Origin of the sequence: Pseudomonas sp. MF6776, from assembly GCF_016613125.1 — a bacterium.
GTDB classification, from domain to species: domain Bacteria; phylum Pseudomonadota; class Gammaproteobacteria; order Pseudomonadales; family Pseudomonadaceae; genus Aquipseudomonas; species Aquipseudomonas iridis.
Genome location: NZ_JAENSQ010000006.1, coordinates 219,974 through 244,016 on the forward strand (window position 1 = coordinate 219,974; position 24,043 = coordinate 244,016).

Here is a 24,043-nt window from a genome sequence, read left to right on the forward strand (position 1 = left end):
GATGTGGTCGCTGAGCGCCTGGCGCCGCCGGCGCATTCTGGCCAGGCACCCGATTGCCGACGAGATGTGGCAACAGGTGCGCCATCACCTGAGCTTTCTTGATGGCATCACGCCCGCAGAAGATCAGTGGCTGCGCGAAGCCTGTGTGCTGTTTCTCGAAGACAAACACCTGAGCGCCCTGCCCGGCGTCGAATTGCATCAGGAGCAACGCCTACTGCTCGCCGCCCAGGCACAATTACCGCTTTTGCATCTGGGCGATCTGAACTGGTATCAGGGTTTTCACGAAATCGTCCTCTATCCCGACGACTTCCTCAGCCCACAGCGTCACCGCGATGCCAGTGGCGTTGAGCACGAATGGGATGGCGAACACAGCGGTGAAGCCTGGCAGCAGGGGCCGATCATCCTTGCCTGGCCGGGCGTGATGGCCAGTGGTGGCTGGGAAGGCTACAACCTGGTGATTCACGAACTGGCGCACAAACTCGACATGCTTAACGGTGACGCCAACGGCCTGCCGCCGCTGCACACCGACATGCGCGTCAGCGACTGGGCCGACGTAATGCAGACGGCTTACGACGATCTCAACCGCCAGCTCGACGACAATCCCGACGCAGAAACCGCCATCGATCCTTACGCCGCCGAGAACCCGGCCGAGTTCTTCGCCGTCACCAGCGAATACTTCTTCAGCGCCCCGGATCTGCTGCACGAGGCTTATCCGCAGGTCTACGCGCAACTGCAGCTTTTCTATCGGCAGGACCCGTTGGGCAGGTTGCGGCAACTTCAGGCCAGCGACCCGGTCTATCAGGCGCACGACTAAGTTCTGCACGACTTTAGGTTCATGGCGTCGACGGCAGAATATGCCTATAATCGCCGCCACTTTTTGGTCAATCCGGCCAAGTGTTTTTGGTCAACTACGGGGGCAACGCCCAATGAGCTACAGCAAGATTCCGGCTGGCAAAGACCTGCCGAACGACATCTACGTCGCGATCGAGATCCCGGCCAACCACGCGCCGATCAAATACGAAATCGACAAAGACAGCGATTGCCTGTTCGTTGACCGTTTCATGGCCACCCCAATGTTCTACCCGGCCAACTACGGTTACATCCCGAACACCCTGGCTGACGACGGTGATCCCCTCGACGTGCTGGTCGTAACCCCTTACCCGGTTGCGCCAGGCTCGGTAATCCGCGCACGCCCGGTTGGTATCCTGAACATGACTGACGACGGCGGCGGCGATGCCAAAGTTATCGCAGTGCCACACGACAAGCTGTCCCAGCTGTACGTCGACGTGAAGGAATACACCGACCTGCCACCGCTGCTGATCCAGCAGATCGAGCACTTCTTTGCGAACTACAAAGATCTCGAAAAAGGCAAATGGGTCAAGATCGAAGGCTGGGCCGGTGCAGACGCCGCCCGCGAAGCGATCACCAAGTCGGTTGCTGCCTACAAAGGCTGAGTCCATGCAACCTGCGTGACGCTTGGATAAAACCCCGGTCGATCCGGGGTTTTTTATGTGCGAGAACATCCCCCTTAAACGAACTGTTTAAACTCTGCGCGATACGGTTTTAACTTGTTTAATTTCCCACAAGAACGTCTTACATCCAGTCGCAAAATTCAGCCCGTTTTTGAACGCCAAGTTTATTCAAACCCCTCTAGCACGGCCGTAGACTCCGTGTTTATGAGAAAGAACACTAGCGGTCCAAGATTCAAGGCACTCCTGGAAAAAGCGAACATCTCCACCACGGGTTTCGCAAAGTTCTGGGGCACGGAAGCCCAAAATGTCCACAACTGGTACACCCGGGGCGTCCCGGCGTATCGCATGGAAGAAGTCTCACGCCTGTTGTCCGTCAACAGCGAATGGCTGAAAACCGGCGAAGGCACCAAAGAGATACCAAGCCTGACCCCGCCCGCGAGCAACGGCGACACCTTCGACGCCCAGACCATCCGTGGCGTCTACAACGTCATCGACCCCAACGACATCGATCTGGCGTTCTTCAAAGAAACACCGCAGACCAACGGCTCTGGAAAAACCCACGTCATCCAGGACCCGGACCTGTCCATCCGCCTGCTACGCGCGCACCTCGATCAACTGGAAATCCGCCCAGGCGACGCTATCTGCGCACACATGATCGGCAACAGCATGGCCGACCGCATCGATGACGGCTCCATCGTCGCCATCGACCGCGGCCTCACCCAAGTCGTCGACGGCGAAATCTACGCCATCGAACACGACGGCATGCTTCGCATCAAATACCTGCATCGCATGCCCGGCAACGGCCTGCGCCTGCGCAGCCACAACAGCGCTGAATATCCCGACGAAGTCTTCCGCCCCGCACAAATCGAAGAGCAGCGGATCCATATATTGGGCTGGGTATTCTGGTGGTCGACGCTGAGCAAACGGCGGCCGGTGGTGCCATTTCTCTGAGCTGGTTTGGCTGACTTTGCCTCACACCGAACCTGTGGGAGCCAGCCTGCTGGCGATGAGGCCCTGATATCCGGTACAAATCTTGATTTTTTGCCAGCGAGATCGCTCTAACCCGCACTTCACACTGGGAATCCAAAGCAAAACTCAGTATCCTGCGCCCCACATTTGCGCATCGCCCCGCTCCCGCGGCTCAGATGACGCCCGACGCGGCAGACCAACGTCTGACCAAGTCCCACAGCCGGACGCAGATCCGGGTGTACGTTTTGAAGGCTGGCAAGGCTTACCAAAAATAGGCCAAGCCAGTCCCCGAGAAGCCGGCCACAAGCCGGCTTTTTAATGCCTGCTGGAAAGTGTTCTGCTCAGCTACTCGCCCTATCAGGACGCCACGACACAGCGACTTACGTTTTCACGGCACCAGCTCTTACTCTCGAAGGCATCCTCAGCGAGCGTTAATTTATACTCGCCCGTCGGTCAGTTCAAAAACACCCATCAGCACAGGGATGCGCCCATGTCTGTTCCAACCTACGATCAGTTCATCGAGCCGATCCTCCGGTTTCTTGCCACAAAACCCGACGGTGCAATTGCTCGGGACGCCCACGAAGCGGCAGCCAAAATGCTGCAATTAACAGAAGCGCAGCGTGAAGATCTGATCGCGAGTGGTCAGGCCACCTACAAGAACCGATCAGGCTGGGCACACGATCGCCTCAAGCGTGCAGGTCTTTCCAGTAGTGCCAAACGCGGTTATTGGAAGTTGACTGACGCTGGTGTGCAGTACGCCAAGGAGCATGCATTTCCACTGTCAGCCAAGGACGTGGAGCATTTAGCGATCGGCTACATGAATGTGAAGCTGAAAGTCGCGCCTGATGCCGAGCCACTGGATGACCAACCAAATGTGGAGCCAGATCTGGCCTCTGCCACCGAAAGCCCCGATGACCGATTGGAGCGAGCGCTAAAGGAACTGCGCGATGCGACGGCGGCCGACCTTTTGGATAACTTGCTGCAAGTCAGCCCCAACCGCTTCGAAGTGATCGTGCTGGATGTACTTCATCGCCTGGGTTACGGCGCCAGTCGTAATGATCTGCAACGTGTCGGCGGTTCCGGTGATGCAGGAATCGACGGCATTATCTCGCTCGATAAATTGGGGCTGGAGAAGGTTTACGTTCAGGCCAAGCGCTGGCAGAACACGGTTGGCCGGCCTGAACTGCAGGCGTTCTATGGGGCGCTCGCAGGGCAAAAAGCCAAGCGTGGCGTGTTCATTACCACCTCTGGCTTTACAGCGCACGCTGTCGACTTCGCCAAATCGGTGGACGGCATTGTGTTGGTAGACGGCATGCGGCTGGTGCATCTGATGATGGATCATGAGGTGGGCGTGACATCGCGTTTGTTGCGGTTGCCGACGCTGGATCGCGATTATTTTGACGAAGAGTGAGTTCAGGCGTGTTGCTGTATGACCCTGCTAACCAATTTCCATATTGGGCTTGTGGTCAAAAGTGATAGCAAACTAGAATCACGGCGATTGTTGTACCAACCCCCACGGATCGAGGGTTACATCAGCGCGGGGCAAGGCCGGGACTGAATTCAGTTTAGGTTGATGTGTAGGTCAAGGAGACCACTATGTCGGACGCAAACATCAGGGAAAAATACTTCGTTTACCACCTCACCTCCGTTGAGAATTTGGATGGGATCTTTCAGGAAGGCCTAAAGCCTCGCGCCAGTCTGGAAAATTTCACCGACGTCGCAGACAGTGAAATCCTCAGGAAGCGCAAAGCGCTCAATCTTGATCGCTATGTTCCGTTCCACTGGTTTGCTGCGAATCCTTTTGATGGACGTGTACAGCTCAGCCGGCCCAAAGAAAAGTTCGTCCTCATCTCCGTCTTTCGATCATTTGCCAAACAAAACGACTGGAAAATTATTCCCCGTCACCCACTCGCTGATGATGCGATCCAACTGCTCGATTACAACGCAGGTTTTGAAGCAATTAATTGGGAGCTGATGAGTACTCGGGACTATCAGAACCCAGAATGCAAAAGCGTTTGCATGGCCGAATGCCTATCTCCCGAAATGGTAAACCCCAAAAACTTTTCCAGGATTTATGCACCCAACGATGAAGTCAGCTCGCTTTGTGAGGCTAAAATGCGCGTGGCAAAGCTTGCGACTCCCATCAGCGTGAATCCCGGAATGTTCTTATAAATGAACTACACCAGCCTGAATCCAGAGAAAGCTCTGATTTGGCGTATCGTGCACCGCGATAACCTGCCCTGGATTCTGGACAACGGTCTGCATTGCGCAAATTCGGAAGCACAGGCACCTCAGTACGTGAATATCGGTAACGTCGACTTGATCGATAAGCGCCGTTCCCGTCAGGTGCCTATCGCACCGGAAGGCGTTTTGGCCGATTACGTGCCCTTCTACTTCACGCCCTTCTCAGTGATGATGCAGAACATTCACTCTGGCTGGAGTGTTCAGCAACGCAGCAATGACGAGATCGTGATTCTGGTCTCAAGCCTCTATCGCGTTGAAGAGCTCGGCCTACCGTTTGTCTTTACAAACGCACATGCTTACCCGAGTTGGACAAACTACTACAGCGATCTGGCGAATCTCGACCAGATCGATTGGTCTATCCTTCAACGGCGCGACTTCAAGCGCGATCCTGATGATCCTCGCAAAATGGAGCGTTATCAGGCTGAGGCGCTGATCCACCATCACCTACCGATTACGGGGCTACTGGGCATCATGTGCCACACCGATGCAATGAAAGTACGTATAGAAGCAGACGTTGCCGCTAGAGGCCTGACGTTGCCGGTTCATGCGCGCCCCAAATGGTATTTCCAATGATCAGATTCACCCAAGGCAACCTGCTGGAAGCCAAAACCGAAGCCCTCGTCAACACGGTGAATACCGTGGGCGTGATGGGCAAGGGCATCGCATTGATGTTTAAAGAACGCTTTGCGCAAAATTACCGTCTCTATGCAGCAGCGTGTAAGGCGAAGGAAGTAGAAACCGGCAAGATGCATGTGACGGCCACCAATGAACTCGATGGCCCTCGCTGGATCGTGAACTTCCCAACCAAACGCCATTGGCGTTCTCCGTCGCAAATGGCGTGGATAACGGAAGGCTTGCATGATCTGCGTCGGTTTTTGCTTGAGAACGACGTGAAATCTGTCGCCGTCCCGCCTCTGGGTGCTGGTAACGGCGGTTTGAAGTGGCCTGAAGTCCGTGAGCAGATTGTCGAAGTGTTGGGGGACCTGGACGCCGATGTGTTGGTATTCGAGCCCTCGAACCAGTATCTGAACGTAGCCAAACGTTCGGGCGTAGAAAAACTCACGCCAGCCCGCGCGCTTATCGCCGAACTGGTTCGTCGCTATTGGGTTTTAGGTATGGAGTGCAGTCTGCTGGAGATACAGAAGTTGGCTTGGTTTCTCGAGCGTGCTATCGAGCAGTTGCCGGATACCGAGAATCCTCTGAATCTGAAGTTTGTCGCGCACAAATATGGGCCGTACGCCAACCGGCTGGAACATCTGCTCGACAACCTCGATGGCAGTTATCTGCACTGTGACAAACGCATCAGTGACGCCGGCATTAGCGATGTGATCTGGTTTGATCAAGAGCGCAAAGCCTTTTTGCAGACGTATCTGAAGACTGAGGCCAAGGAATACTCCCAGGCTTTAGAACGCACTGCCGAGTTGATTGACGGTTTTGAATCGCCATTCGGTATGGAGTTGTTGGCGACAGTCGATTGGCTGCTAAGCCAGGAAGGCGTGTCTGCGACCGTTCCTGCAGTGCGTGAGGCGTTGAAGCATTGGGACGGTGGCGCTGGTGCTGCTGCTCGCAAGAGCAAACTGTTCGATGATCAGGCTCTTGATATTGCGCTAAAGCGTCTGACCTCCAGCAGTTTCCGACCTGAATTGGCGGCCTGAGTGATGACAGGATAATTGGGCAGCAACTTGCTGCCCAATTTATCGCTCACGGATAACTAAACGCCTTAACCAACGTCAACTCCCCCGCCGTCCGCATCGGGATCAAAAAAGTCTCCATCTTCTCGCTCGGCGTGCCTTCTTCGGTAATCACCGTCACCTGCGCCGTCGTCAGCGCCTGCACGGCTTCATCCCCACCTTCGTCATCTGCGCGATACCCGCCGCCGTAGTAATTCACATACACCAGATACTGCCCCTTGATCGGCGCCGGCATGGCGAAGATTTCCGGGCCGTAGCCGGTGGTGACGTCGACGTCGAGGGCGCCGCCGTTGGGGGCGGTGCGATTGCCGTACCAGATGTGGCCGCCGTCGGGGGTGACGAGATGCAGGTCGAGGTCGGTGCCGTCGCTGTCCCAGGCCAGCAGGACGCGCAGTTTGGCCGGGGTAGCGCCGCCGCTGGTGTTGAGGAATTGGGTGCGGTGACGTTGTTTGCCGTCAGGGCTGCGGACTTCGACGCTGTTGCTGCCGTTGGGGAAGGAGAATGGGCGGTCGAAGTGGCCGGCGTCGTCGATTTTCAGCGGCATGCTGACGCCGTTGACGATGAGGCGGCCGGGCTCTGTGCTCTTCGGTGTGGCTTTGATTTCGCCGCTGATGCGTGCGGTGTTGGCTTGGCCGATCGGGGTGTTCACCGAGGAGGCTGGGTAGTTGACGGTCTGGCGGAAGCTTTCGCCCTCGCCTTGCGGCGCGCCGCTGCGCCAGCCGCCGACCGGGGTGTCGAGTTTGACGCTGTCGGCGGCGATGGCCGGCGACAGCGCGGTTAGCGTGCAGAGCAGCAGCAAGACCTGTGGATAACGGAGTGTCATGGTCTATTCCAGCAAGAGGTGACGGGCGAGCCCTTCAATGTAGGTTTCATCCTGGCCGTTGGGATGTGCTTCAAAAGCCAGGTGCAGATATTCGTGGGTGAGGTCGAGGCGATCCTGCAGGGTGAGTACGCCGCGCACATAGATTCGTTGGCGCTCGCGGTCGACGAAGGGTCTGCCAAAAGCCAGTTTGCACACGGCGAACGTGCTGACTTCGTTGTAGCCGGTTTCGCTTTCCAGCTTCGGGCGCCAGCCGCGTCGTTGCTTTTGCAGCCAGTCTTGGGCGGCGGGCAGTGCTTCGCAGGAGGCGACTGGGTTGTCCCAACGGCTAAGGCTGGCGCGCGGATAGGCGTGGAGCAGAATCGCGTCGTAGCGCTGACCAGCATTGGCCTGCTCGACGGCTTGTTGCCAAGCGAGTTTGTCCGGGCCGGGTTGGTCTGAGTGATAGGTGACGATACTGCCGGCCAACACCAGATCGGCCGTCCATGCGGCGATACTGCGAGACTCCGCCGAGGCCGGACGCGGGGCGACGCGTTGGCGGGTGCTGCTGTCATCGATGCTCAGGCAATCGCCGCTACGCGCAGCGTTTTGCAGCAGGTAGGTGCGGATCGCCACGGCCAGCGCTTTGGCGGCTTCGGCGGGTTCGGGTTTGGCTTCGCGATCCAGCACCCGGGCGACGTATTCTTCGCGATCAAGCCTGGCGACGAGTTTGTTGTTGAGCAGAAACAGTTCGCCGTCGCTATGGATATCCAGCGCATTGCCGTTAGCGAATTCGACGCGGTAATCGCCCTGCAACGGTCCGGAAGTCACCGCCCGATCGCCAGCCAAAACACGTAACACCGGATAGCGCGAGAACAGACCGACTTCGACACAACGGCCCGTCTCTACCGGCCGGACCGTTGGCAACACCGTCGCCAGTGCCTGACCGTAATTTCGTAGAACCATTTGACTGGTGCCACGCCCTCCCGCCCAAACCGGCGAGCCATCCACCGTCCAACCGGCAAATCCGCCCTGTCGCGATTGTGGGTCCTGATCGCCGAGCCAGCTCCAGGTTTTCACCCGCAAGCGCCCGCCCAATTCACCAACGACGTTGCCATCCGCCGCAGTCAGAACGACATCAAGCAACACGCGGCGCATCTGGTCTTGAGCTGGCAGCAAAGACAACACCATCAACAAATCAGCCACAGAAACTCGGGTAGCCGGTTGCACCAATGGCAGATCCAGCAACCACGGCGGTGCCTGCCGCGTCTGCCAATACGCCCGCCAATCGGAAGAGGAAATCCCCAACCGCGCAGGCTCGAAATACAACCCACACGACTTCACCAACGCCTGATCACGTTCAATCTTGCCGCCAGCGCTGCAGCAATAAACTTCTTCCTTCGACTGTCCGCGACATTCATAAGCGGGCTCGCGAGCGCCGGTATCCACCAGCCACGCATAAACAAACAGCTTCCACAGACTGCCCAGCGGCGCATCCAGCGAAGGCGGCAACGGCTCGCGAGCGATCAGTTGCGTCTGGCTCAACGACAACAATTCACCCTTGTAGGCCACGCGCAAAGACTCATCCTGCGCCGTTGCCAGCGCGGGAATCACACACAACATCAGCCACAGCAGCGGCCGCTTCATGTCAGTTGACCGTGACCTGACCGAGGGCGGCTTTCGCTTCCTGAGCCTGATGTTGCGGCGCGTAGACCTGGGTGAAACGCACCGGCGGTAAATTGAACTGGCCCTTCTGCGAGAAACGCACGAGATGGCGCAGGCGCAACTCGCCGCTCAGCGCATCCACCGGCACCGCGTAGGCCAGTTGTCCCGGCTCAAAACGCGCTTTCTCGAGTGCGGTCGGTTCGGTGCCATCCTTGCCCTGCAACTTGATGCCCCACGTTGTGCGCTCGACATCAGCGCCCGGTGGCAGCGGTACTTCAAGCATGCCGTAGCGCAGCGGTTTCGGCGCCTTGCTGGTGAGGATCACTTCGTCCAGATACAGGCTGTCGCTGGACAGCGGCTTAGTGCCGACCGGTTCCAGTTTGAAAGTGAACGCTTCGTCGCCCGGCACCAGTCGCGACAGGCGACGGGTGATGGTCACGGCCATTGGATCGATGGCCGGCTGTTGAGTCTGGAAACTCAGCGCCGCGCGCAGCGGACGCTCCTGAGTACCAGAAACCGTCAACACGCTCGGCACCGGCGTCGCCCCCTGCCACGTCCAGAACATCTCGCCACTGGCACCGTAGCTTTTCTTCCAGCCCTCACCCGGCGTCAGCGCAATGGTCGGCGAAGCCTGGGCGATGCTGCGTTGCAGCCAGGTCAGCGCCAGTGCGCGCTCGAGCGTCGATTGCTGCGGCAACAGGCGTTGCAGCAAGGCTTGCGCGCGAGCCTGATCGAACGGTTGCAGCGACAGATTCAGCGCTTCGACAAACGGCTGCGAACTGACCGACAGACGCTGTTGCGCAGCGCCCACCTGACGATTGAATGCGTCAGGCAACGCGACTTTCGCCTGTGTGGCCAGCGATGCGGTCAACACTCGCGCCGCCGCCAGACCGAGCGCCGAATCCGGATCGCTCATCACCAGGCTGTCTACGCCATCGTCGATCAGGGTTTCGGCATTGCCTTCACCCGCCTTCGCCAGATCCTCCATCAACCCCGTCAGCAGCGTGTTCACCGGCAAATGCATCTGCTTGGCGAACGACAGAATCAACGCCCGTTGCAGCAACGGCGTGTTCGGCGCCTGTTTGGCGTAAACCTCCAACACGCGCTGCCAATGCTCCGGCGGCAGCGTCAGATCCAGTAACTGGCTGGCATTCCAGTCGGCGAAGTAGGCGTAAGCGGTGAGGAACGCATCCGGCTCACCGTCGTAGCCCCACCAGGTGAAGCTCGCCGACGGCCCGGCCATTTGCACCAACCGCAGACGGCTGTTCTGCATGATCAGACGCAAGCGATCGCGGATCTGCGGGCTCGATGCCAGCGAAGGATAGGCAATGCTCAGCGGCAACAAGCGACTGGCAGTCTGCTCGACCCCGCCGTACGGGTAGCTGAGCAGATCATCCAGCGCCGAACGGAACAGCGCTTGCGGGCTGTCATCCAGCCGCAGGCGAATATCGGTGGCGTCCGCCGGCAGGCTCAGTGGTGTATCGCCGCTGACCACGTCGAGGCTTTGCGTCTGGGTCACTTGCCAGCCGTCACCGGTTGCGCTCAAGCGCACGGCCAGAGAATCAGCGGTTTTGCCGTCCTGCACCAACTCCGCCGTCCACTCGCCGGAAGCCAATGCGAACGCCGGCAGTGGCAGGTAGTTGATGCCGTTGTTCAGGGTCACCGGCAGGCGTTGTTCGGTGCCGGCGTAGTGGGTGACCAGCTCAGCCTTGACCGGTTTCTCGGCTTGGCTGAACGCGAAAATACCGAGTTGCGGCTGATCACCCTTACGGAATTTGCTCGGCCCGCTCCACTTCAGGTACAGCGGTTTTTCCGAGCGGACAAACTGCTTCTTCTGACCGACCTGCCCGTCATCGGCGATGGCGCGGGCGGTGATGCGCCAGCGGGTCAGCGAGTCGGGCATCTTGAAGGTGAAGCGGGTTTTGCCGTCGGCACCGGTCAGCAATTCCGGTTGCCACGCAGCGGTATCGACGTCTTCACGACGCGGCCGCTCCAGCACTTTTACGCCACGTTCACTGCGGTTGGCTTTGCCCGGCGCACCGGGACTGCCCGGCAGCGCGACGTCGTAACTGATGAACGACAGGCTGGCGCTGGTGCGCACGTTGTTGCGCCGTGGATGGTAGAAGAACTGGTCGATGGTCGGCGCGACTTCCGGCTGCAACGCGTAAACCATTTCGTCGACAACACTCACCGTCAGATGCGCCGGAACTGCTTTACCGGCGAACTGCGTAGTCAGGTCGACGGTCACCGTGTCACCCGGCAGATACACCTGTTTGTCGGTGCTGATCGCCACGTCGATTTGCGGTGCGATCACTTTGATCCCGGCATTCTGGAAACTGTACTGACCGCCCTTGGTGTACAGCACGGAGAAGGTCAGGTTCGGCGCGAAGTTATCCTTCACCGCAATGCGTGCGCGGTATTGGGTGTCGCTGAGTTTTTCCAGTTTCAACCAGTCGCCGCCCTTGGCCAGCAGCGCGGTGGCTTCGACCTTGTCGCGCTCCAGCGACAGCAGTGCATCATTGACCGGCTCAGGGAAGGTGATCAGTGCCAACGCTTCGTCGCCGGCCTTGTACTCAGGTTTGTCGAGGACGATTTCGACGGTGCCCGGCACAGCTTTGACGCCGTCACCGGTGACCGCATGACCGGTGGCGCCGAGGACGCGACCGTGTTGACCCTTGAGCGTCAGGTTGTAAGTGCCCGGACGTTCGAAGGCCAGACTGAAGCCTTTGTCAGTCGCCGCGAGTTTGCCTTCGCCGGTGCTCTGGTCTTCCAGGCGCACCCAGCCGTAAGTGCTCGGCGTGACCGCTTTGCTCTGCTCGGTACCGCCCTCGTTGGCGTAGCTGAACGCGACCTTGTCGCCGACTGCACTGAAACGCTGAGGCGCACTCAAGCGGAAACTCGCGGCGCCACGGTCAATGAGGATTTCCTTGGTGGTCTTGACCCGATACGCCGCGCCATCGCTGGCGAACACGGTGAGCATGTAGCGGCTCGGTTTGTCGGCGGCCGGCAGGTCGAGGGTGGCGTTGCCTTTGCTGTCGGTGGTCAGTTCGGTGCTGGTCAGCTCCACCGGGAATTGCCCGAGATATTGCAGTTCGTTGTCGACCATCGACAGTTGCTGCGCGCGCAGGCTCAGGGTCAGTTTGGCGTTCGCCACTGGTTTGCCGTCCGGGTACAACAGCACCAGACTGCCCTTGACCGGCTCGCCGGTGCGGTAATCCTGCTTGGCCAGATTCAGCGAAATCTCGAAGTGTGGCTTGATGTACTCAGCCACACGGAAGGCGCTGCTGTAAGCCTGATCCTTATAGTTGAAGCGAATCTCGTACCCGCCCGCCACCGCGTTATCCGGCAACTGGAAACGACCCTGGGTGCCGGCCTTCGAATCGAGTTTCAGATCAAGGCGTTGCAGCTCGGTGCCAGTGGCGTCGAGCACGCTGACATTGACGTCTGCGGCACCCGGCAACACCGAATCCCGCGCATTCTTGAACTCGCGACCGACGATTTTCAGCGACACCCAATCACCAGGGCGATACAGCGGTCGGTCGGTGAAGGCATAGAGTTTGGTGTCGTAGATTTCGCTGTCGTAGTAGAAGTTTTCCGAAACGAATACACCGCCCTCCCCGTCCTCGCCGATGACGAAAGAACGCTCGGGGCTGACGTGTTTCAGGCGCAGCAAACCATCGGCATCAGTGGCGCCACTGCTCATCACGCCGAGGCCGTCGGTCCATAGCACATTGACCTTCGGCACCGAACTGCCTTCGTGTTTGCGCGCGGCCCAGACCAGCAATTCATCACCGGCAATCTTGCTCACTGCCACGGTGTTGGAAACGAAGACCATGGTGGTCGCGCGGTACTTGCCAATCAGCGCTTCGACCAGATAAAGACCCGGTTTCAACTGACCCAGCGGGATGTAAACGTTACCCGGCGCGACGCTGACAAAGTCGCTGGAAGACCCGGCCAGATTGACCCCGGCCGGTGGCTGAATCGGCTTGGCCTGCCACAGCGGATAACGGAACTGGCTGACCACCGGCAAGCCCGGAATCAGCGCGAATTGCGGCTGCGCGTCATACGGTGTCGGCGCGACGATGGCGTTGCCCATCTTCAGTTCCGGCACTTCCTCGGTGACCTGTTTGCGCGATTCATAGGAGAACGCACGCTGCATCACCCGCCGGGATTTGCGGTACCAGTTGTCCCACAGATACGCGAGGGTGTTGGACAAGCCTTCGCCCTTGAACTGGCCGTCGCTGACCACGCGGTGCAGGTTTTTCTGGCGCTTGAGGAAGTCCAGCGGCTTGTCGATGCGATACACGCGAATGTCGGCGCCGCCGTAAGGCTCCATGCGGAAACGCCGATAGTCGCGGCCCGGCGCTTCGAGGCGAACCATGGCCTGCTCGTCGGCAGCGAAACTGCTGTCAGCCAGCAGGAAAAAACTTTCGCCGGACACCGGTGTGTAGCCGCTCGGTTCGACGGTGTCTTCGGCGTTCACTGCCGAAAATGGCAGGACTAATGTCAACAGCAGAGGCAGTAAACGCAACATGCGGGCACCGGTCATTGGGAGAGAAAGTTCAGTCGATAGACGCCGATGAAGTTGGGGTTGGCTGCGTCGGGTATCCATCGGGTGTCCTTCCATGTCATGAGTTGCTGCAGGCTTGCCGAACGCATGCCGTTGTCAGTCGGGGTGGTAGTGCCGGTGTGATAGGCGATGTAGCGGCCCATCCAGATCATCAGGTGCTGATCGTCGCCCTGATCGAAAAACATCAGGTCACCGGGACGCGCCTGCGACACGTCGCGGCTGACCAGATGACTGTTGAACTGAATCAGTTTGATTGCGTTGACGTACGGCCCGATCTTGCCGCCGCCCTGCTGCCATTGCTGGGCGAGCTTGCGCTGATCGTCGCTCAGCGACAGTTCCGGCGGCAGGTAACGATTGGACAGGCCATTACTGCGCAGCCATTTATCGTCGTGGACTTTCAGCGCTTCGTTGGCAGCGAAGCGCACCAGCCCGGCGCAATCCTGTTGATACCAGCGCGGGCTCGGGCCCTGGCTCAGTTGCTCCTGGGCGATGCGCACGAACCAGGCGCGGAACACCTGGGATTGTGCAGGATCGAGCGCAGGCGTTTCGATGGCTCGGGCGCCCGCGCTGAGTAACAGCGCTAGCAAGCCGAGACTGCGGATCAGTGCCGTCACAGCGCTTTCCACTCCAGCGGCAGCCACTGCCAGTGACCATCCGGCTCGCTGCCTTCAGGCAAGGTCAGGGCATATTTGCCGTAGCCGCCGAGAGTGCGAAGTTTTGGAATCAGATAGGTTTGCGCGGCGTTGTAGAACACCGGTTCCATGTCTTGCGGCAGGCTGTCGAGGGTTTCCTGCTGCATCAGTTGCGCCATCGAATCCGGGCCGAAATAGATCGGCATCAGCACGTCTTTGGGCAGCACATCGGCCATCGGCGGGAAGCGTTTGTCGAGGGTACCGAGGGCTTTGTCGACCAGTTTGTCGTCGAGGGAAAACAGCAGCGTCGAGCCGTGACGGGCGAGGCTGACCTTCATGAAAGCCTTGCCGCTGATTGCATCCGGATTCTCTGCGTCCCTGGCTGCGTAGGGACCGAAGCTGGAGCTGACTTGACGCTGCCAGACGTGGCTCTGGCCTTCCTGTTTCTCCACTACAGGGAATACTTTTTCTTCGACGTTGGACTCGAAGGCGCCGACCATCGAACCGAACAGTTTGCCGAGATCGCCGTCGAGCTTGCTGCTGTCCTCGTCCTTCAGACTGGCCACCAGCAATGGCGTGTACAAACGCGAATCGGCGTACCAGCACAAGCCCGCGGCACCCGCTACGTGTTCGGTGAGCGTCTGTGCCACGGCGTCTTCGGCGCCGAGTTTTACCAGCAACGGCTTTTGCGGTTCGGCAGCTACCGGCAACGTTACGCAGGCACTGGCGCCCAGTGGCATGGCTTGCCAGACCGGTTTGAAATCGAAATCCGGCTGGTTTTCCAGCTCGTCCATGGCGAGGTAGCTGTGCCAGCCCTTGTCGTCCATGTCGAAACGCAGGCCGGCGAAGTTCGGAATGAAGCGCTGGTAGCCCATGGCGAGGACGCTGGAATTTACCGAGAGTCGCTGTCTGGTTTCCGGGGTTTTAGCAGGCAGGCCAAAGGCTTCGGGGAACAGCTTTTCGCCGTTGAGCAATGCCGCCAGTGCTTGCGGCGAGACGTGGCCGGATTCCTCGGACACGCCGCTTTCAGGGTCGTAGTACTTGGCCGGATTCGACAGCACTACCAGTTTGTCGCCGCGCGAAGCGAACAGCAGCGATTTGCTGGCGTTGTAGCTCAACTGGTACAGCGGCACCTCGTCACTGCCAACCTTGAGATTGCCGAAAACGCTGAGCTGGGTGTCATCCAGCGCGACTTTCGCCAGCGGCTCCAGCAGCTTGGCCAAACCACCGCGATCCATCACCAGCAGAAAGTCCTTCAAGCGACCATCGGCACCGCGCCACAGCGCGACATCGGCTGGCTGATCGAAAAGCTGTTCGATCAAGCTGTCCTGCAACTTCAGATCATGCTCGTAAATGATTCGGCGCAGACTACCGATCAAGCCGAGGCGATCGGCGTGAGTTTCGTAATAGAAGACGAAATCTTCGGTCAGCGTGGCCTTGAGGAACGGCACCGTCAGCAGGTCTTTGGGCAACTGGCTCAGCGAGCGGGTTTCCAGCAATGCATCCGGGCGGCTCAGGCCAAGTTTGTCACTGGCAAGCTCCACCGGCGGCGCCTTGGGTTTGAGCAGCAGCCAGCCAAAACCGCCTGCTACGCCAGCCACCAGGCACAGCCCGGCCAACAGCAACGGCCAGCGCCGGGAAGGTTTGCCAGCAGGTGTTTCGGCAGCCGGGGTAACAGTGTTATCGCTCATCTTCACGCTCATTCCCAACGCTCACGATTTCATCCATGGCGGGATACTTAATAGTTGAAAGTCTTGACCAGCAGCAGATCACCAATCGCCCGCAGGGGCACGATGAACGTCTCGCGTTTTTCGTCGACGGTGTTTTCATTGAGCACCAGCGTGATTTGCGAGGTAATCACCTCGTTCTGATTGCTGGTCTCCTCGAAGTTATAGCCGCCGTTGCCGAAATTGCCCCAATAGTTGACGTAAACCAGATAGGTGCCGTGCAGCGGCGCGGTCATGGTGAACATCTCAGGGCCGGGGCCATCGACGCCGTCGGGGTCGAGGCCGCCGCCGTTGCTCAATGCCGGCCGCGCCCAGAACGCATGCTGGCCATCGGGCGTGACAATGTGCAGATCCAGCTCAGCCTTTGGATCGTCCCACCCCAAGACAAGACGAATTCGCGCCGGCGTGCGCAAATTATTTGCTTCATAAAATTGCACGCGCTTGAGCGACTGGCCCTCGGCGCTGATCACCTCGACGCTGTTGGAACCGGCGCCAAAGGCATATGGCCGGGCGAAACGGCCCTGATCGTCGGTGTACAGATTCAGCGGATTGCCATTGACGGCGAGGCTGTGCGGCGGGCGCATATGGCCGATGGCTTTGAGCTGGCCCTGGATCATCGTGCGATTGCGCTGGATGCCACGATCGATCGGTGGCGTCGGATAGGCGACTTGCGGGTTTTCCGTGCGATCGAGCAAGCCGTGATAACGCCAGCCACCCACCGGTTCCGACAGCTCGGCACTCGGTGCGGCCAGCAGCGCGGGTGCGCAAACCATCCCGAACAACAGCAAAATGAATGAACGCATGTAATGCCTCCTGCCATGCCTGAACGAAACCTTGCACCCGATCCTCGGTACTTCACAGCCTCTGAAACTGCGTTTCGTCTGAAAGACCCGTGACTATCGGGTCTTAGAAGGCGCGAAGATTATCCATTCGGCGTTTTTTTAACAATCGGATACATGTGCTATCGCTGTAGGAATTACGCGTATTTGTTGTGCGTGAGCCGAATAGCGGAATTATTCGGCTCACAGAATGAGCCGAATACACCGTCACCCTCATGGAATCCCCCTATATCCCCCTGCTCCCTCGCCACAGAAATACGGGGCGCAGATAGCCCGCTCATTTGCCCATACCCCCCCTATCTGCTAGTGTCGCGCCGGTTTAACGTCAACCGGAAACTGCCGCCATGGCCCGCAAAAAAGCTGCACTGGATTTCGAACAGTCCCTCGCCGACCTGCAAACATTGGTCGAGCGTCTGGAGAACGGTGAATTGTCGCTGGAAGACTCGCTGACCGCTTTCGAGCAGGGCATCGGGCTGACCCGTGACTGCCAGGCAGCGCTGGCTCAGGCTGAGCAGAAGGTGCAAGTGCTGCTGGAGCGCGATGGCGAACTCGCCGAGGAACCCTTCGACGCGGAACAGCCAGAATGATTGCAGCGTATTCGGCGACCAGCCAGGCCCGGGTCAACGCGGCACTGGAAAGCCTGTTCAACGCCCCGTTGCCAGAACTGGCGCGCCTCTATGAGGCCATGCGCTACAGCGTGATGAACGGCGGCAAACGCGTGCGTCCGCTGTTGGCTTACGCCGCGTGCGAAGCCCTCGGTGGCAAGGCTGAGCAGGCCAACGGCGCGGCTTGCGCGGTGGAGCTGATCCACGCCTATTCGCTGGTGCACGACGATTTACCGGCGATGGACGACGACGACCTGCGTCGCGGCCAGCCCACCACTCACAAGAAATTCGATGAGGCTTGCGCGATTCTCGCCGGTGACGGCTTGCAGAGTCTGGCGTTCAGCGCCTTGCTCGATCCGCGCCTGAGCGACCTGAGCGCCGATATCCGTTTGCAGATGGTCAGTGCGCTCGCACTGGCCGCAGGCCCGGCCGGCATGGTCGGCGGTCAAGCCATCGACCTCGGTTCGGTCGGTCTCAAGCTCGATCAGCAAGCCCTTGAACTGATGCACCGACACAAGACCGGTGCGCTGATCGAAGTCAGCGTCAAACTCGGTGCCCTGGCCAGCGGCCGCGCCAAGCCGGATGAACTGCAATCCTTGCAGACTTACGCACAAGCCATCGGCCTCGCCTTCCAGGTGCAGGACGATATCCTCGACGTCGAAAGCGATACCGCCACCCTCGGCAAACGCCAAGGCGCCGATATCGCCCGGGACAAGCCGACCTACCCGGCGCTGCTCGGCCTGGACGCGGCCAAGGCTTATGCGCTGGAGCTGCGCGATCAGGCTCTCCACGCCCTGCGACCGTTTGACGCGGCAGCCGAGCCGTTGCGCGAGCTGGCCCGGTATATCGTCGAGCGCCGCAGCTGACGGCGAATCGGCCAAAAAAGATCAACGCGTGGGCAGTGGGCGATGCATCAGGTAAACTGCCGCATCTTTTATACCTATAACGATTCGCCTGATGCCCACGACGTTTCATGAGATTCCCCGCAAGCGCCCGACCACGCCCCTGCTCGACCGTGCGAATACGCCGGACGGCCTGCGCCGGTTAGCCGAAGCCGAGCTGGAAACCCTGGCTGATGAGTTGCGCCTGGAATTGCTCTACACGGTCGGCCAGACCGGTGGGCATTTCGGTGCCGGTCTGGGCGTCATCGAGCTGACCATCGCGTTGCATTACGTCTTCGACACCCCGGACGACCGGCTGGTGTGGGACGTTGGTCATCAGGCTTATCCGCACAAGATCCTCACCGGTCGCCGTGAGCGCATGGAATCGCTGCGCCAGAAGGACGGCATCGCCGCTTTCCCGCGTCGCGCCGAGAGCGAGTACGACACCTTTGGCGTTGGCCACTCCAGCACGTCGATCAGCGCAGCGCTGGGCATGGCGATTGCCGCCCGCCTGCAGAACAGTGATCGCAAGGCGATTGCCGTGATCGGCGACGGCGCATTGACCGCCGGTATGGCCTTCGAGGCGCTGAACCATGCGCCGGAAGTCAACGCCAACATGCTGGTGATCCTCAATGACAACGACATGTCGATCTCGCGCAACGTCGGTGGCCTGTCGAACTATCTGGCGAAGATTCTTTCCAGCCGCACTTACGCGAGCATGCGTGAAGGCAGTAAAAAAGTGCTGTCGCGCCTGCCCGGCGCCTGGGAAATCGCCCGTCGCACCGAAGAATACGCAAAAGGCATGTTGGTTCCAGGCACCCTGTTCGAAGAGCTGGGATGGAACTACATTGGCCCGATCGACGGCCACGATCTGCCGACCCTGATCGCTACGCTGCGCAACATGCGTGACCTGAAGGGCCCGCAATTCCTGCACATCGTCACCAAGAAAGGCAAAGGCTTCGCCCCGGCGGAAGTCGACCCGATCGGTTACCACGCCATCACCAAGCTCGAGCCTGTCGACGCGCCGGCCACTGCGCCGAAGAAAACCGGCGGGCCGAAGTATTCGGCAGTGTTCGGCGAATGGCTGTGCGACATGGCCGCGGCTGACCCGCGTCTGGTCGGGATTACCCCGGCGATGAAGGAAGGCTCGGATCTGGTGGCATTCAGCGAGCGCTTCCCGCTGCGTTATTTCGACGTGGCGATTGCCGAGCAACACGCGGTGACGTTCGCCGCCGGCATGGCCTGCGAAGGCGCAAAACCGGTCGTGGCGATCTACTCGACGTTCCTCCAGCGCGGTTACGACCAACTCGTTCACGATGTGGCGGTGCAAAACCTCGACGTGCTATTTGCCATCGACCGCGCAGGCCTGGTCGGCGAAGACGGCCCGACCCACGCCGGCAGCTTCGACCTGTCCTACCTGCGCTGCATCCCGGGCATGGTCATCATGACCCCGAGCGATGAAAACGAACTGCGCCAGATGCTCACCACCGGTCACCTGTACAACGGCCCGGCGGCAGTGCGTTACCCGCGCGGCAATGGCCCGAATGCGGCTATCGAGAAAGACCTCGAACCGATCGAAATCGGCAAAGGCATCGTCCGTCGTCAGGGCAGCAAAGTCGCCCTGCTGGTGTTCGGCGTGCAACTGGCCGAGGCGCTGAAAGTCGCCGAGAAGCTGGATGCGACAGTGGTCGACATGCGCTTCGTCAAACCACTGGACGAAGCTTTGGTGCGCGAGATTGCCGGCAGTCACGAGTTGCTGGTGACCATCGAAGAGAACGCGATCATGGGCGGCGCCGGTGGTGCGGTCAGCGAATTTCTCGCCCGCGAGAATATCCTCAAGTCGATGCTGCATCTGGGCCTGCCCGATGTTTACGTCGAGCATGCAAAGCCTGCGCAGATGCTGGCCGAGTGCGGGCTGGATGAAGCGGGGATCGAAGCGTCGATTCGTGAGCGTCTGGAATTGCTTAACAAGTAAACGCAATACCCTTGTGGGAGCGAGCCTGCTCGCGAAAGCGGACTGTCAGTCAAATCATTTCTGACTGATACACCGCATTCGTGAGCAGGCTCGCTCCCACATTTGATTTGTGTATACCCGATACTCCCGATGGATTGCCATGAAACTCTCGCGCCTCGCTCTGCCCTTTTTCCTGCTGCCGTCCGCCAGCGCTGTCGCCGACACCTTCGAGCGGGATCAAGCGCTGAAGCTGCCGGACGTTTTGATCAGCGCCAACCGTCAGGTCGAAGCGCGCAATGACAGCAGCGCCGCCAACACCGTGTTCACCCGCGAAGACATTGATCGTCTGCAACCGAGCGATGTGTCAGACCTGCTGCGTCGCGTGCCGGGCGTGCAAGTGGCGCAAGCCGGTGGGCGCGGCAGCTTGCCCGGGGTCTATATCCGCGGCACGCAGTCGGCGCAAAGCCTGGTGCTGGTCGACGGCCAGCGCATCGGCAGCTCCACCTCCGGTGACAGCAATCTGCAACACCTGAACATCGAGCAGATCGAACGCGTGGAAGTGCTGCGCGGTTCGCGCTCGGTGATTTACGGCAGCGATGCGATTGGCGGGGTGATTCAGATTTTTACCCGTCGCGGGGCTGAGCAAGGCGTGCAACCACGCATGCATGTCGGCTTCGGCAGCCATCAAACCTGGGAACGCAGCCTCGGCCTGTCCGGTGGCGACGACAAAACCCGCTTCAACCTTGGCGCCAGCCTGGATGAAACCGCCGGGATCGACCGTACCCATGAGTCATACCCGAGCGACGGCGATCACGACGCCTACCGCAACAAGTCAGTGAGCCTGAGCCTCAGCCATGCGCTGACTGATGACATCGAAGTCGGCGCCAACCTGCTGGATAACCGTGGCAAAAGCGAGTTCGACAATCCGTTCGGACGCTTCGACATGACCACGTTCGAATCGGTCCAGCAACAGCCCTACAGCGATTTCAACGTTAGCAGCGTCAGCAGTTACGTCGATGCCCGGGTCAACGATATCTGGAAAACCCGCATTGAATTCGGCCACACCGAAAACCGCGAAAAGACACTGGATAAGCTCAGCGACGAGCGCACAGTGTTCAACACTTACCGCGATTCGGTGAACTGGCAGAACGACATGACACTGAATGCACGCAACAGCCTGATCCTCGGCGGCGACTGGTACGAAGACCGGATCAATAGCAGCACCGCGTTCGACGAGGACAGCCGCTGGAACCGCGCCGCGTTCATCCAGCACCGTTATCAGGCTGACAGTTTCTCCACTGAACTCGGTTTGCGTCACGACGACAACCAGCAGTTCGGCGGTCAGAACACCTGGAGCGGCACATTCACCCTACCGCTCAATCCGGACAACGATCTGCTGCTCAGCTACAGCGAAGGCTTTCGTGCACCGACCTTCAACGACCTGTACTACCCGGATTTCAGCAACCCAAACCTGAAACCGGAAACCTCGAAAAGCTACGAGCTGCAATGGCGCAGCCAGTTGAGTGAAAGCAGTCGTCTGGAAGCGTCGCTGTACCGCACGGATCTTGAAGACGCGATCATCTTCGGCAGCAACTCACGCCCGGAAAACGTGGCTTCAGCACGGATCAACGGCTTTGAAGCGGCGCTGAAGCAGGAATTGTTTGGCTGGCAGAGCAACCTTGGCGTGGCGATCATCGACCCGCGCGACCGTGATACCGGCCATACGTTGGCACGACGAGCACGGCGGACGTTGAGTTGGGATGTGGATCGGCAGTTTGATCGACTGAGCGTCGGTGCCAGTTGGCAGGCGGTGAGCAGCAGCTATGACGACCTGACCAACAATCAAACACTAGGTGGTTACGCGTTGTTCGGTCTGCGCAGCAGTTGGGCGCTGAACCGGGAGATCAAACTGGATCTGAAGGTGGATAACCTGCTGGACAAGGGTTACAGCCGCGCAAACTACAGCTATGGCGGCAACCAGTACGGTTATCGCGAGGAAGGCCGGGCCTGGATGTTTGGGGTGACCTGGACACCTGAACTGCGCTGAAACTTCTGAATTTGCTGATGCTCCCTGTAGGAGCTGCCGCAGGCTGCGATCTTTTGATCTTCTAAAACAACATCAAAAGATCGCAGCTTGCGGCAGCTCCTGCAGGGATTAATTGTCAGGCTGGATGAGGTGGCAGAGCTTGGCGGTGGCGTCGATCATCTGCCCACTCGGGCGTTCCAGACCTTTGTCGGTTACCAGCAGCAATGCCCCCTGCTTTACAGCCGCCACCTGCGGCCATGCCTTCCACGCATCCAGCTGCGCCTGATCACTGGCCAGAATCACCTCGGGATCTCGCTGCAATACTGCCTCAATGCTGACTTGCGGCGCCGGCAGGCTCAAGTCGCCGAACACATTGCGCGCGCCGCACACCTCAAGCGCATCGCTGATGATCTGCCCCCCGCCAACGGTATACAGCGGCTTGTCCCACACCTGATAGAACACCTTAAGCGGCGTGTCCCGGTGATAACGCTGGCGCAGGTGGTCGAGTTTCTGGCGAAGATCCGCCGCCAGTTTCACCCCACGCTCGGGCCGGCCCAGTTGCCCGGCGATGGCTTCGATCTGCGCAGAAAGCTGTTCAAGGCTGTGCGATTCAGCGACGTAAGTCGGGATCTTCAGCCGCTTGAGCTGATCGCGCTGCGCCGGCCCGACACTACCAGGCCAGAGCAACAACAGATCAGGTTTGAGACTGAGCAAACGCTCCATGTCGAGTTGGCCATAGCGGCCCACCGAGGGAAGATTCGCAATCGCAGCAGGCCGCTCGCCCGCATCCAGCACGCCGACCAGCAGATCGGCGGAATTCAGTTCAACGACGATTTCAGAGAGAGACGGCGCGAGGCTGACCACACGCAGAGCGGCGAATACAGGGCCATTGATGGCCAGCAGCAGAACCGCCAGCCAGAGACGGCGCATCAGCCGAGTTGACGCGGGATACGGTAGAGGTAAAACAGCACGACGGTGGACAGTGCCAGCAACATCAGCGGTATGGCTTCAAGGCCGACAAATACCGCCAGTGCACCGATCCACGCAGGCAATGCGGCCGCGAGAAATGCCGCTCGGCGGCTTGCCGCGAGGGCGATCCAGGCTGCCGGCTCATCCGCTGTATCGAGGGCTTTTTGCGTAGCGATCAGCGCATGTTTGTAGCGGCCAAAATACTTCAGGCTGACGAACATCGACGCGACACCGGCAATGAACAGCGGCATCGCCAGCACCGGCAGAATCGCCTCGCCCTGACCAAACACGGCATTCAGCACGAACAACGGCACCAGCGCTAACGCCAGGTATTTCCACCAGTCGACGCTGAGGCGACGCTTTACCTGACCGCGAGTCACGCCCTGTCTACCTCACCCTGATGCTCATTGCCCATCATGTGGTCGAGCTTGCTGGCCTTGGTCGCCAGATACAGTTTGTTGTGCGGGTTGTGGCCGGTGTGCAGCGGCACGCGCTCGGCGACGACGATGCCCATGTCGGTCAGGGCTTTGACCTTGCGCGGGTTGTTGGTCATCAGACGCAGGGCCTTTACGCCCAAGTGTTCGAGCATCGGCAGGCACATGGCGTAGTCGCGCTGGTCGGCGGCAAAACCCAGACGTTCGTTGGCTTCAACGGTATCGGCGCCGCCATCCTGCAATTCATAGGCGCGGATCTTGTTCAACAGACCGATGCCGCGACCTTCCTGACGCAGGTAGAGCAATACACCACGACCTTCGCGAGCGATGGCCTTGAGCGCGCCTTCCAGTTGCGAACCGCAGTCGCAGCGCTGGCTGAACAGGGCATCACCGGTCAGGCATTCAGAATGCAATCGGCCGAGTACCGGGGCACCGTCGGTGAAATCACCCAAGCTCAGTACGACATGCTCGCGGCCGGTGGCTTCGTCGAGAAAACCGTGCATGGTGAATTGCGCAAAAGGCGTTGGCAGCTTGGAAGCGGCAACAAAAACGACAGGCACCGGTGT

The 24,043-nt window shown here is 59.5% G+C and carries 21 protein-coding genes; 12 read left to right on the forward strand and 9 right to left on the reverse strand.

What is annotated here, in order from left to right:
* Nucleotide 1 precedes the first annotated feature (1 nt).
* From JJD74_RS09540 to darG, 7 genes are all read left to right on the forward strand, one after another.
* Complete coding sequence (locus JJD74_RS09540) at nt 2–814, forward strand: zinc-dependent peptidase (protein WP_042561273.1); 813 nt, start codon at nt 2–4, stop codon at nt 812–814.
* Between the two features lie 112 nt (nt 815–926).
* Nucleotides 927–1,454 carry an inorganic diphosphatase gene (gene ppa / locus JJD74_RS09545; RefSeq protein ID WP_003205933.1) on the forward strand — a complete coding sequence of 176 codons (528 nt, stop codon included), beginning with the start codon at nt 927–929 and terminating at the stop codon, nt 1,452–1,454.
* A 222-nt stretch (nt 1,455–1,676) separates the two neighbouring features.
* Nucleotides 1,677–2,423, forward strand: coding sequence for a S24 family peptidase (locus tag JJD74_RS09550; RefSeq protein WP_115146495.1), 747 nt, complete (start codon nt 1,677–1,679; stop codon nt 2,421–2,423).
* A 508-nt stretch (nt 2,424–2,931) separates the two neighbouring features.
* Nucleotides 2,932–3,852 (forward strand): restriction endonuclease, encoded by a 921-nt coding sequence (locus JJD74_RS09555; protein WP_042561281.1) that lies wholly within the window; start codon nt 2,932–2,934, stop codon nt 3,850–3,852.
* 185 nt (nt 3,853–4,037) lie between these two features.
* Entirely contained in the window at nt 4,038–4,613 is a 576-nt protein-coding gene (locus tag JJD74_RS09560) for a DarT ssDNA thymidine ADP-ribosyltransferase family protein (RefSeq protein ID WP_200613261.1), read from the forward strand.
* Complete coding sequence (gene darT, locus JJD74_RS09565; protein ID WP_200613264.1) at nt 4,614–5,258, forward strand: type II toxin-antitoxin system toxin DNA ADP-ribosyl transferase DarT; 645 nt, start codon at nt 4,614–4,616, stop codon at nt 5,256–5,258.
* A complete protein-coding gene (darG, locus tag JJD74_RS09570) occupies nt 5,255–6,340 on the forward strand; it encodes a type II toxin-antitoxin system antitoxin DNA ADP-ribosyl glycohydrolase DarG (protein ID WP_200613267.1) in 1,086 nt (361 codons plus the stop codon). The genes darT and darG overlap by 4 nt, the downstream gene beginning before the upstream one ends.
* A 46-nt stretch (nt 6,341–6,386) precedes the next feature.
* Here the strand turns inward: darG and JJD74_RS09575 are convergent, their stop codons facing one another.
* Nucleotides 6,387–7,199, reverse strand: a complete 813-nt coding sequence (locus JJD74_RS09575) for a YfaP family protein (RefSeq protein ID WP_200613270.1) — start codon at nt 7,197–7,199, stop codon at nt 6,387–6,389.
* A 3-nt stretch (nt 7,200–7,202) separates the two neighbouring features.
* Nucleotides 7,203–8,624 carry a DUF2300 domain-containing protein gene (locus JJD74_RS09580; protein WP_442793279.1) on the reverse strand — a complete coding sequence of 474 codons (1,422 nt, stop codon included), beginning with the start codon at nt 8,622–8,624 and terminating at the stop codon, nt 7,203–7,205.
* On the opposite strand from JJD74_RS09580, the gene JJD74_RS31395 reads away from it, so the two are divergent.
* Nucleotides 8,529–8,831: a hypothetical protein gene (locus JJD74_RS31395; RefSeq protein ID WP_442793280.1), complete on the forward strand. Its 303-nt coding sequence runs from the start codon at nt 8,529–8,531 to the stop codon at nt 8,829–8,831. The two genes, JJD74_RS09580 and JJD74_RS31395, sit on opposite strands and share 96 nt — an antisense overlap.
* Here JJD74_RS31395 and JJD74_RS09585 read toward each other — a convergent pair.
* Genes JJD74_RS09585 through JJD74_RS09600 form a run of 4 tightly spaced genes read right to left on the reverse strand, consistent with a single transcriptional unit; the run spans nt 8,824 to nt 16,572 of the window.
* The gene (locus JJD74_RS09585; RefSeq protein ID WP_200613276.1) at nt 8,824–13,389 is read right to left on the reverse strand and encodes an alpha-2-macroglobulin family protein; all 4,566 of its coding nucleotides are present in this window, start codon (nt 13,387–13,389) and stop codon (nt 8,824–8,826) included. The two genes, JJD74_RS31395 and JJD74_RS09585, sit on opposite strands and share 8 nt — an antisense overlap.
* Entirely contained in the window at nt 13,386–14,024 is a 639-nt protein-coding gene (locus JJD74_RS09590; protein ID WP_042561286.1) for a DUF1175 domain-containing protein, read from the reverse strand. The genes JJD74_RS09585 and JJD74_RS09590 overlap by 4 nt, the downstream gene beginning before the upstream one ends.
* Nucleotides 14,021–15,733 (reverse strand): DUF2138 domain-containing protein, encoded by a 1,713-nt coding sequence (locus tag JJD74_RS09595; RefSeq protein WP_200613279.1) that lies wholly within the window; start codon nt 15,731–15,733, stop codon nt 14,021–14,023. Before JJD74_RS09595 ends, JJD74_RS09590 begins: the two co-directional genes overlap by 4 nt.
* Before the next feature lie 47 nt (nt 15,734–15,780).
* Entirely contained in the window at nt 15,781–16,572 is a 792-nt protein-coding gene (locus JJD74_RS09600; RefSeq protein ID WP_200613282.1) for a YfaP family protein, read from the reverse strand.
* A 380-nt stretch (nt 16,573–16,952) separates the two neighbouring features.
* On the opposite strand from JJD74_RS09600, the gene JJD74_RS09605 reads away from it, so the two are divergent.
* From JJD74_RS09605 to JJD74_RS09620, 4 genes are all read left to right on the forward strand, one after another.
* Nucleotides 16,953–17,195: an exodeoxyribonuclease VII small subunit gene (locus JJD74_RS09605; RefSeq protein WP_003228627.1), complete on the forward strand. Its 243-nt coding sequence runs from the start codon at nt 16,953–16,955 to the stop codon at nt 17,193–17,195.
* A complete protein-coding gene (ispA, locus tag JJD74_RS09610; protein ID WP_042561289.1) occupies nt 17,192–18,079 on the forward strand; it encodes a (2E,6E)-farnesyl diphosphate synthase in 888 nt (295 codons plus the stop codon). The genes JJD74_RS09605 and ispA overlap by 4 nt, the downstream gene beginning before the upstream one ends.
* 91 nt (nt 18,080–18,170) lie before the next feature.
* The gene (dxs, locus tag JJD74_RS09615) at nt 18,171–20,069 is read left to right on the forward strand and encodes a 1-deoxy-D-xylulose-5-phosphate synthase (protein WP_042561290.1); all 1,899 of its coding nucleotides are present in this window, start codon (nt 18,171–18,173) and stop codon (nt 20,067–20,069) included.
* Nucleotides 20,070–20,208: 139 nt separating this feature from the next.
* On the forward strand, nt 20,209–22,095 hold the full coding sequence (locus tag JJD74_RS09620; RefSeq protein ID WP_200613285.1) for a TonB-dependent receptor domain-containing protein: 1,887 nt from the start codon (nt 20,209–20,211) through the stop codon (nt 22,093–22,095).
* A 108-nt stretch (nt 22,096–22,203) separates the two neighbouring features.
* On the opposite strand, the gene JJD74_RS09625 is transcribed toward JJD74_RS09620, so the two are convergent.
* From JJD74_RS09625 to ribA, 3 genes are read right to left on the reverse strand one after another with little or no spacing between them, the layout of a single operon-like run.
* On the reverse strand, nt 22,204–23,004 hold the full coding sequence (locus JJD74_RS09625) for a cobalamin-binding protein (RefSeq protein WP_200613287.1): 801 nt from the start codon (nt 23,002–23,004) through the stop codon (nt 22,204–22,206).
* Nucleotides 23,004–23,423: a hypothetical protein gene (locus JJD74_RS09630; RefSeq protein ID WP_042561293.1), complete on the reverse strand. Its 420-nt coding sequence runs from the start codon at nt 23,421–23,423 to the stop codon at nt 23,004–23,006. Before JJD74_RS09630 ends, JJD74_RS09625 begins: the two co-directional genes overlap by 1 nt.
* Nucleotides 23,420–24,037 carry a GTP cyclohydrolase II gene (gene ribA / locus JJD74_RS09635; RefSeq protein ID WP_042561294.1) on the reverse strand — a complete coding sequence of 206 codons (618 nt, stop codon included), beginning with the start codon at nt 24,035–24,037 and terminating at the stop codon, nt 23,420–23,422. Before ribA ends, JJD74_RS09630 begins: the two co-directional genes overlap by 4 nt.
* Nucleotides 24,038–24,043 lie beyond the last annotated feature (6 nt).

Excerpts from the sequence above, each read along its gene's own strand:
- JJD74_RS09605 (WP_003228627.1), top strand. The coding sequence starts at position 16,953 with ATGGCCCGCAAAAAAGCTGCACTGGATTTCGAACAGTCCCTCGCCGAC.
- JJD74_RS09555 (WP_042561281.1), top strand. The coding sequence starts at position 2,932 with ATGTCTGTTCCAACCTACGATCAGTTCATCGAGCCGATCCTCCGGTTT.
- darT (WP_200613264.1), top strand. The coding sequence starts at position 4,614 with ATGAACTACACCAGCCTGAATCCAGAGAAAGCTCTGATTTGGCGTATC.
- JJD74_RS09620 (WP_200613285.1), top strand. The coding sequence starts at position 20,209 with ATGAAACTCTCGCGCCTCGCTCTGCCCTTTTTCCTGCTGCCGTCCGCC.
- JJD74_RS09600 (WP_200613282.1), bottom strand. The coding sequence starts at position 16,572 with ATGCGTTCATTCATTTTGCTGTTGTTCGGGATGGTTTGCGCACCCGCG.
- JJD74_RS09550 (WP_115146495.1), top strand. The coding sequence starts at position 1,677 with ATGAGAAAGAACACTAGCGGTCCAAGATTCAAGGCACTCCTGGAAAAA.
- ispA (WP_042561289.1), top strand. The coding sequence starts at position 17,192 with ATGATTGCAGCGTATTCGGCGACCAGCCAGGCCCGGGTCAACGCGGCA.
- JJD74_RS09575 (WP_200613270.1), bottom strand. The coding sequence starts at position 7,199 with ATGACACTCCGTTATCCACAGGTCTTGCTGCTGCTCTGCACGCTAACC.
- JJD74_RS09540 (WP_042561273.1), top strand. The coding sequence starts at position 2 with ATGTGGTCGCTGAGCGCCTGGCGCCGCCGGCGCATTCTGGCCAGGCAC.
- JJD74_RS09625 (WP_200613287.1), bottom strand. The coding sequence starts at position 23,004 with ATGCGCCGTCTCTGGCTGGCGGTTCTGCTGCTGGCCATCAATGGCCCT.
- JJD74_RS09595 (WP_200613279.1), bottom strand. The coding sequence starts at position 15,733 with ATGAGCGATAACACTGTTACCCCGGCTGCCGAAACACCTGCTGGCAAA.
- ppa (WP_003205933.1), top strand. The coding sequence starts at position 927 with ATGAGCTACAGCAAGATTCCGGCTGGCAAAGACCTGCCGAACGACATC.
- dxs (WP_042561290.1), top strand. The coding sequence starts at position 18,171 with ATGCCCACGACGTTTCATGAGATTCCCCGCAAGCGCCCGACCACGCCC.
- JJD74_RS09585 (WP_200613276.1), bottom strand. The coding sequence starts at position 13,389 with ATGACCGGTGCCCGCATGTTGCGTTTACTGCCTCTGCTGTTGACATTA.
- JJD74_RS09560 (WP_200613261.1), top strand. The coding sequence starts at position 4,038 with ATGTCGGACGCAAACATCAGGGAAAAATACTTCGTTTACCACCTCACC.
- darG (WP_200613267.1), top strand. The coding sequence starts at position 5,255 with ATGATCAGATTCACCCAAGGCAACCTGCTGGAAGCCAAAACCGAAGCC.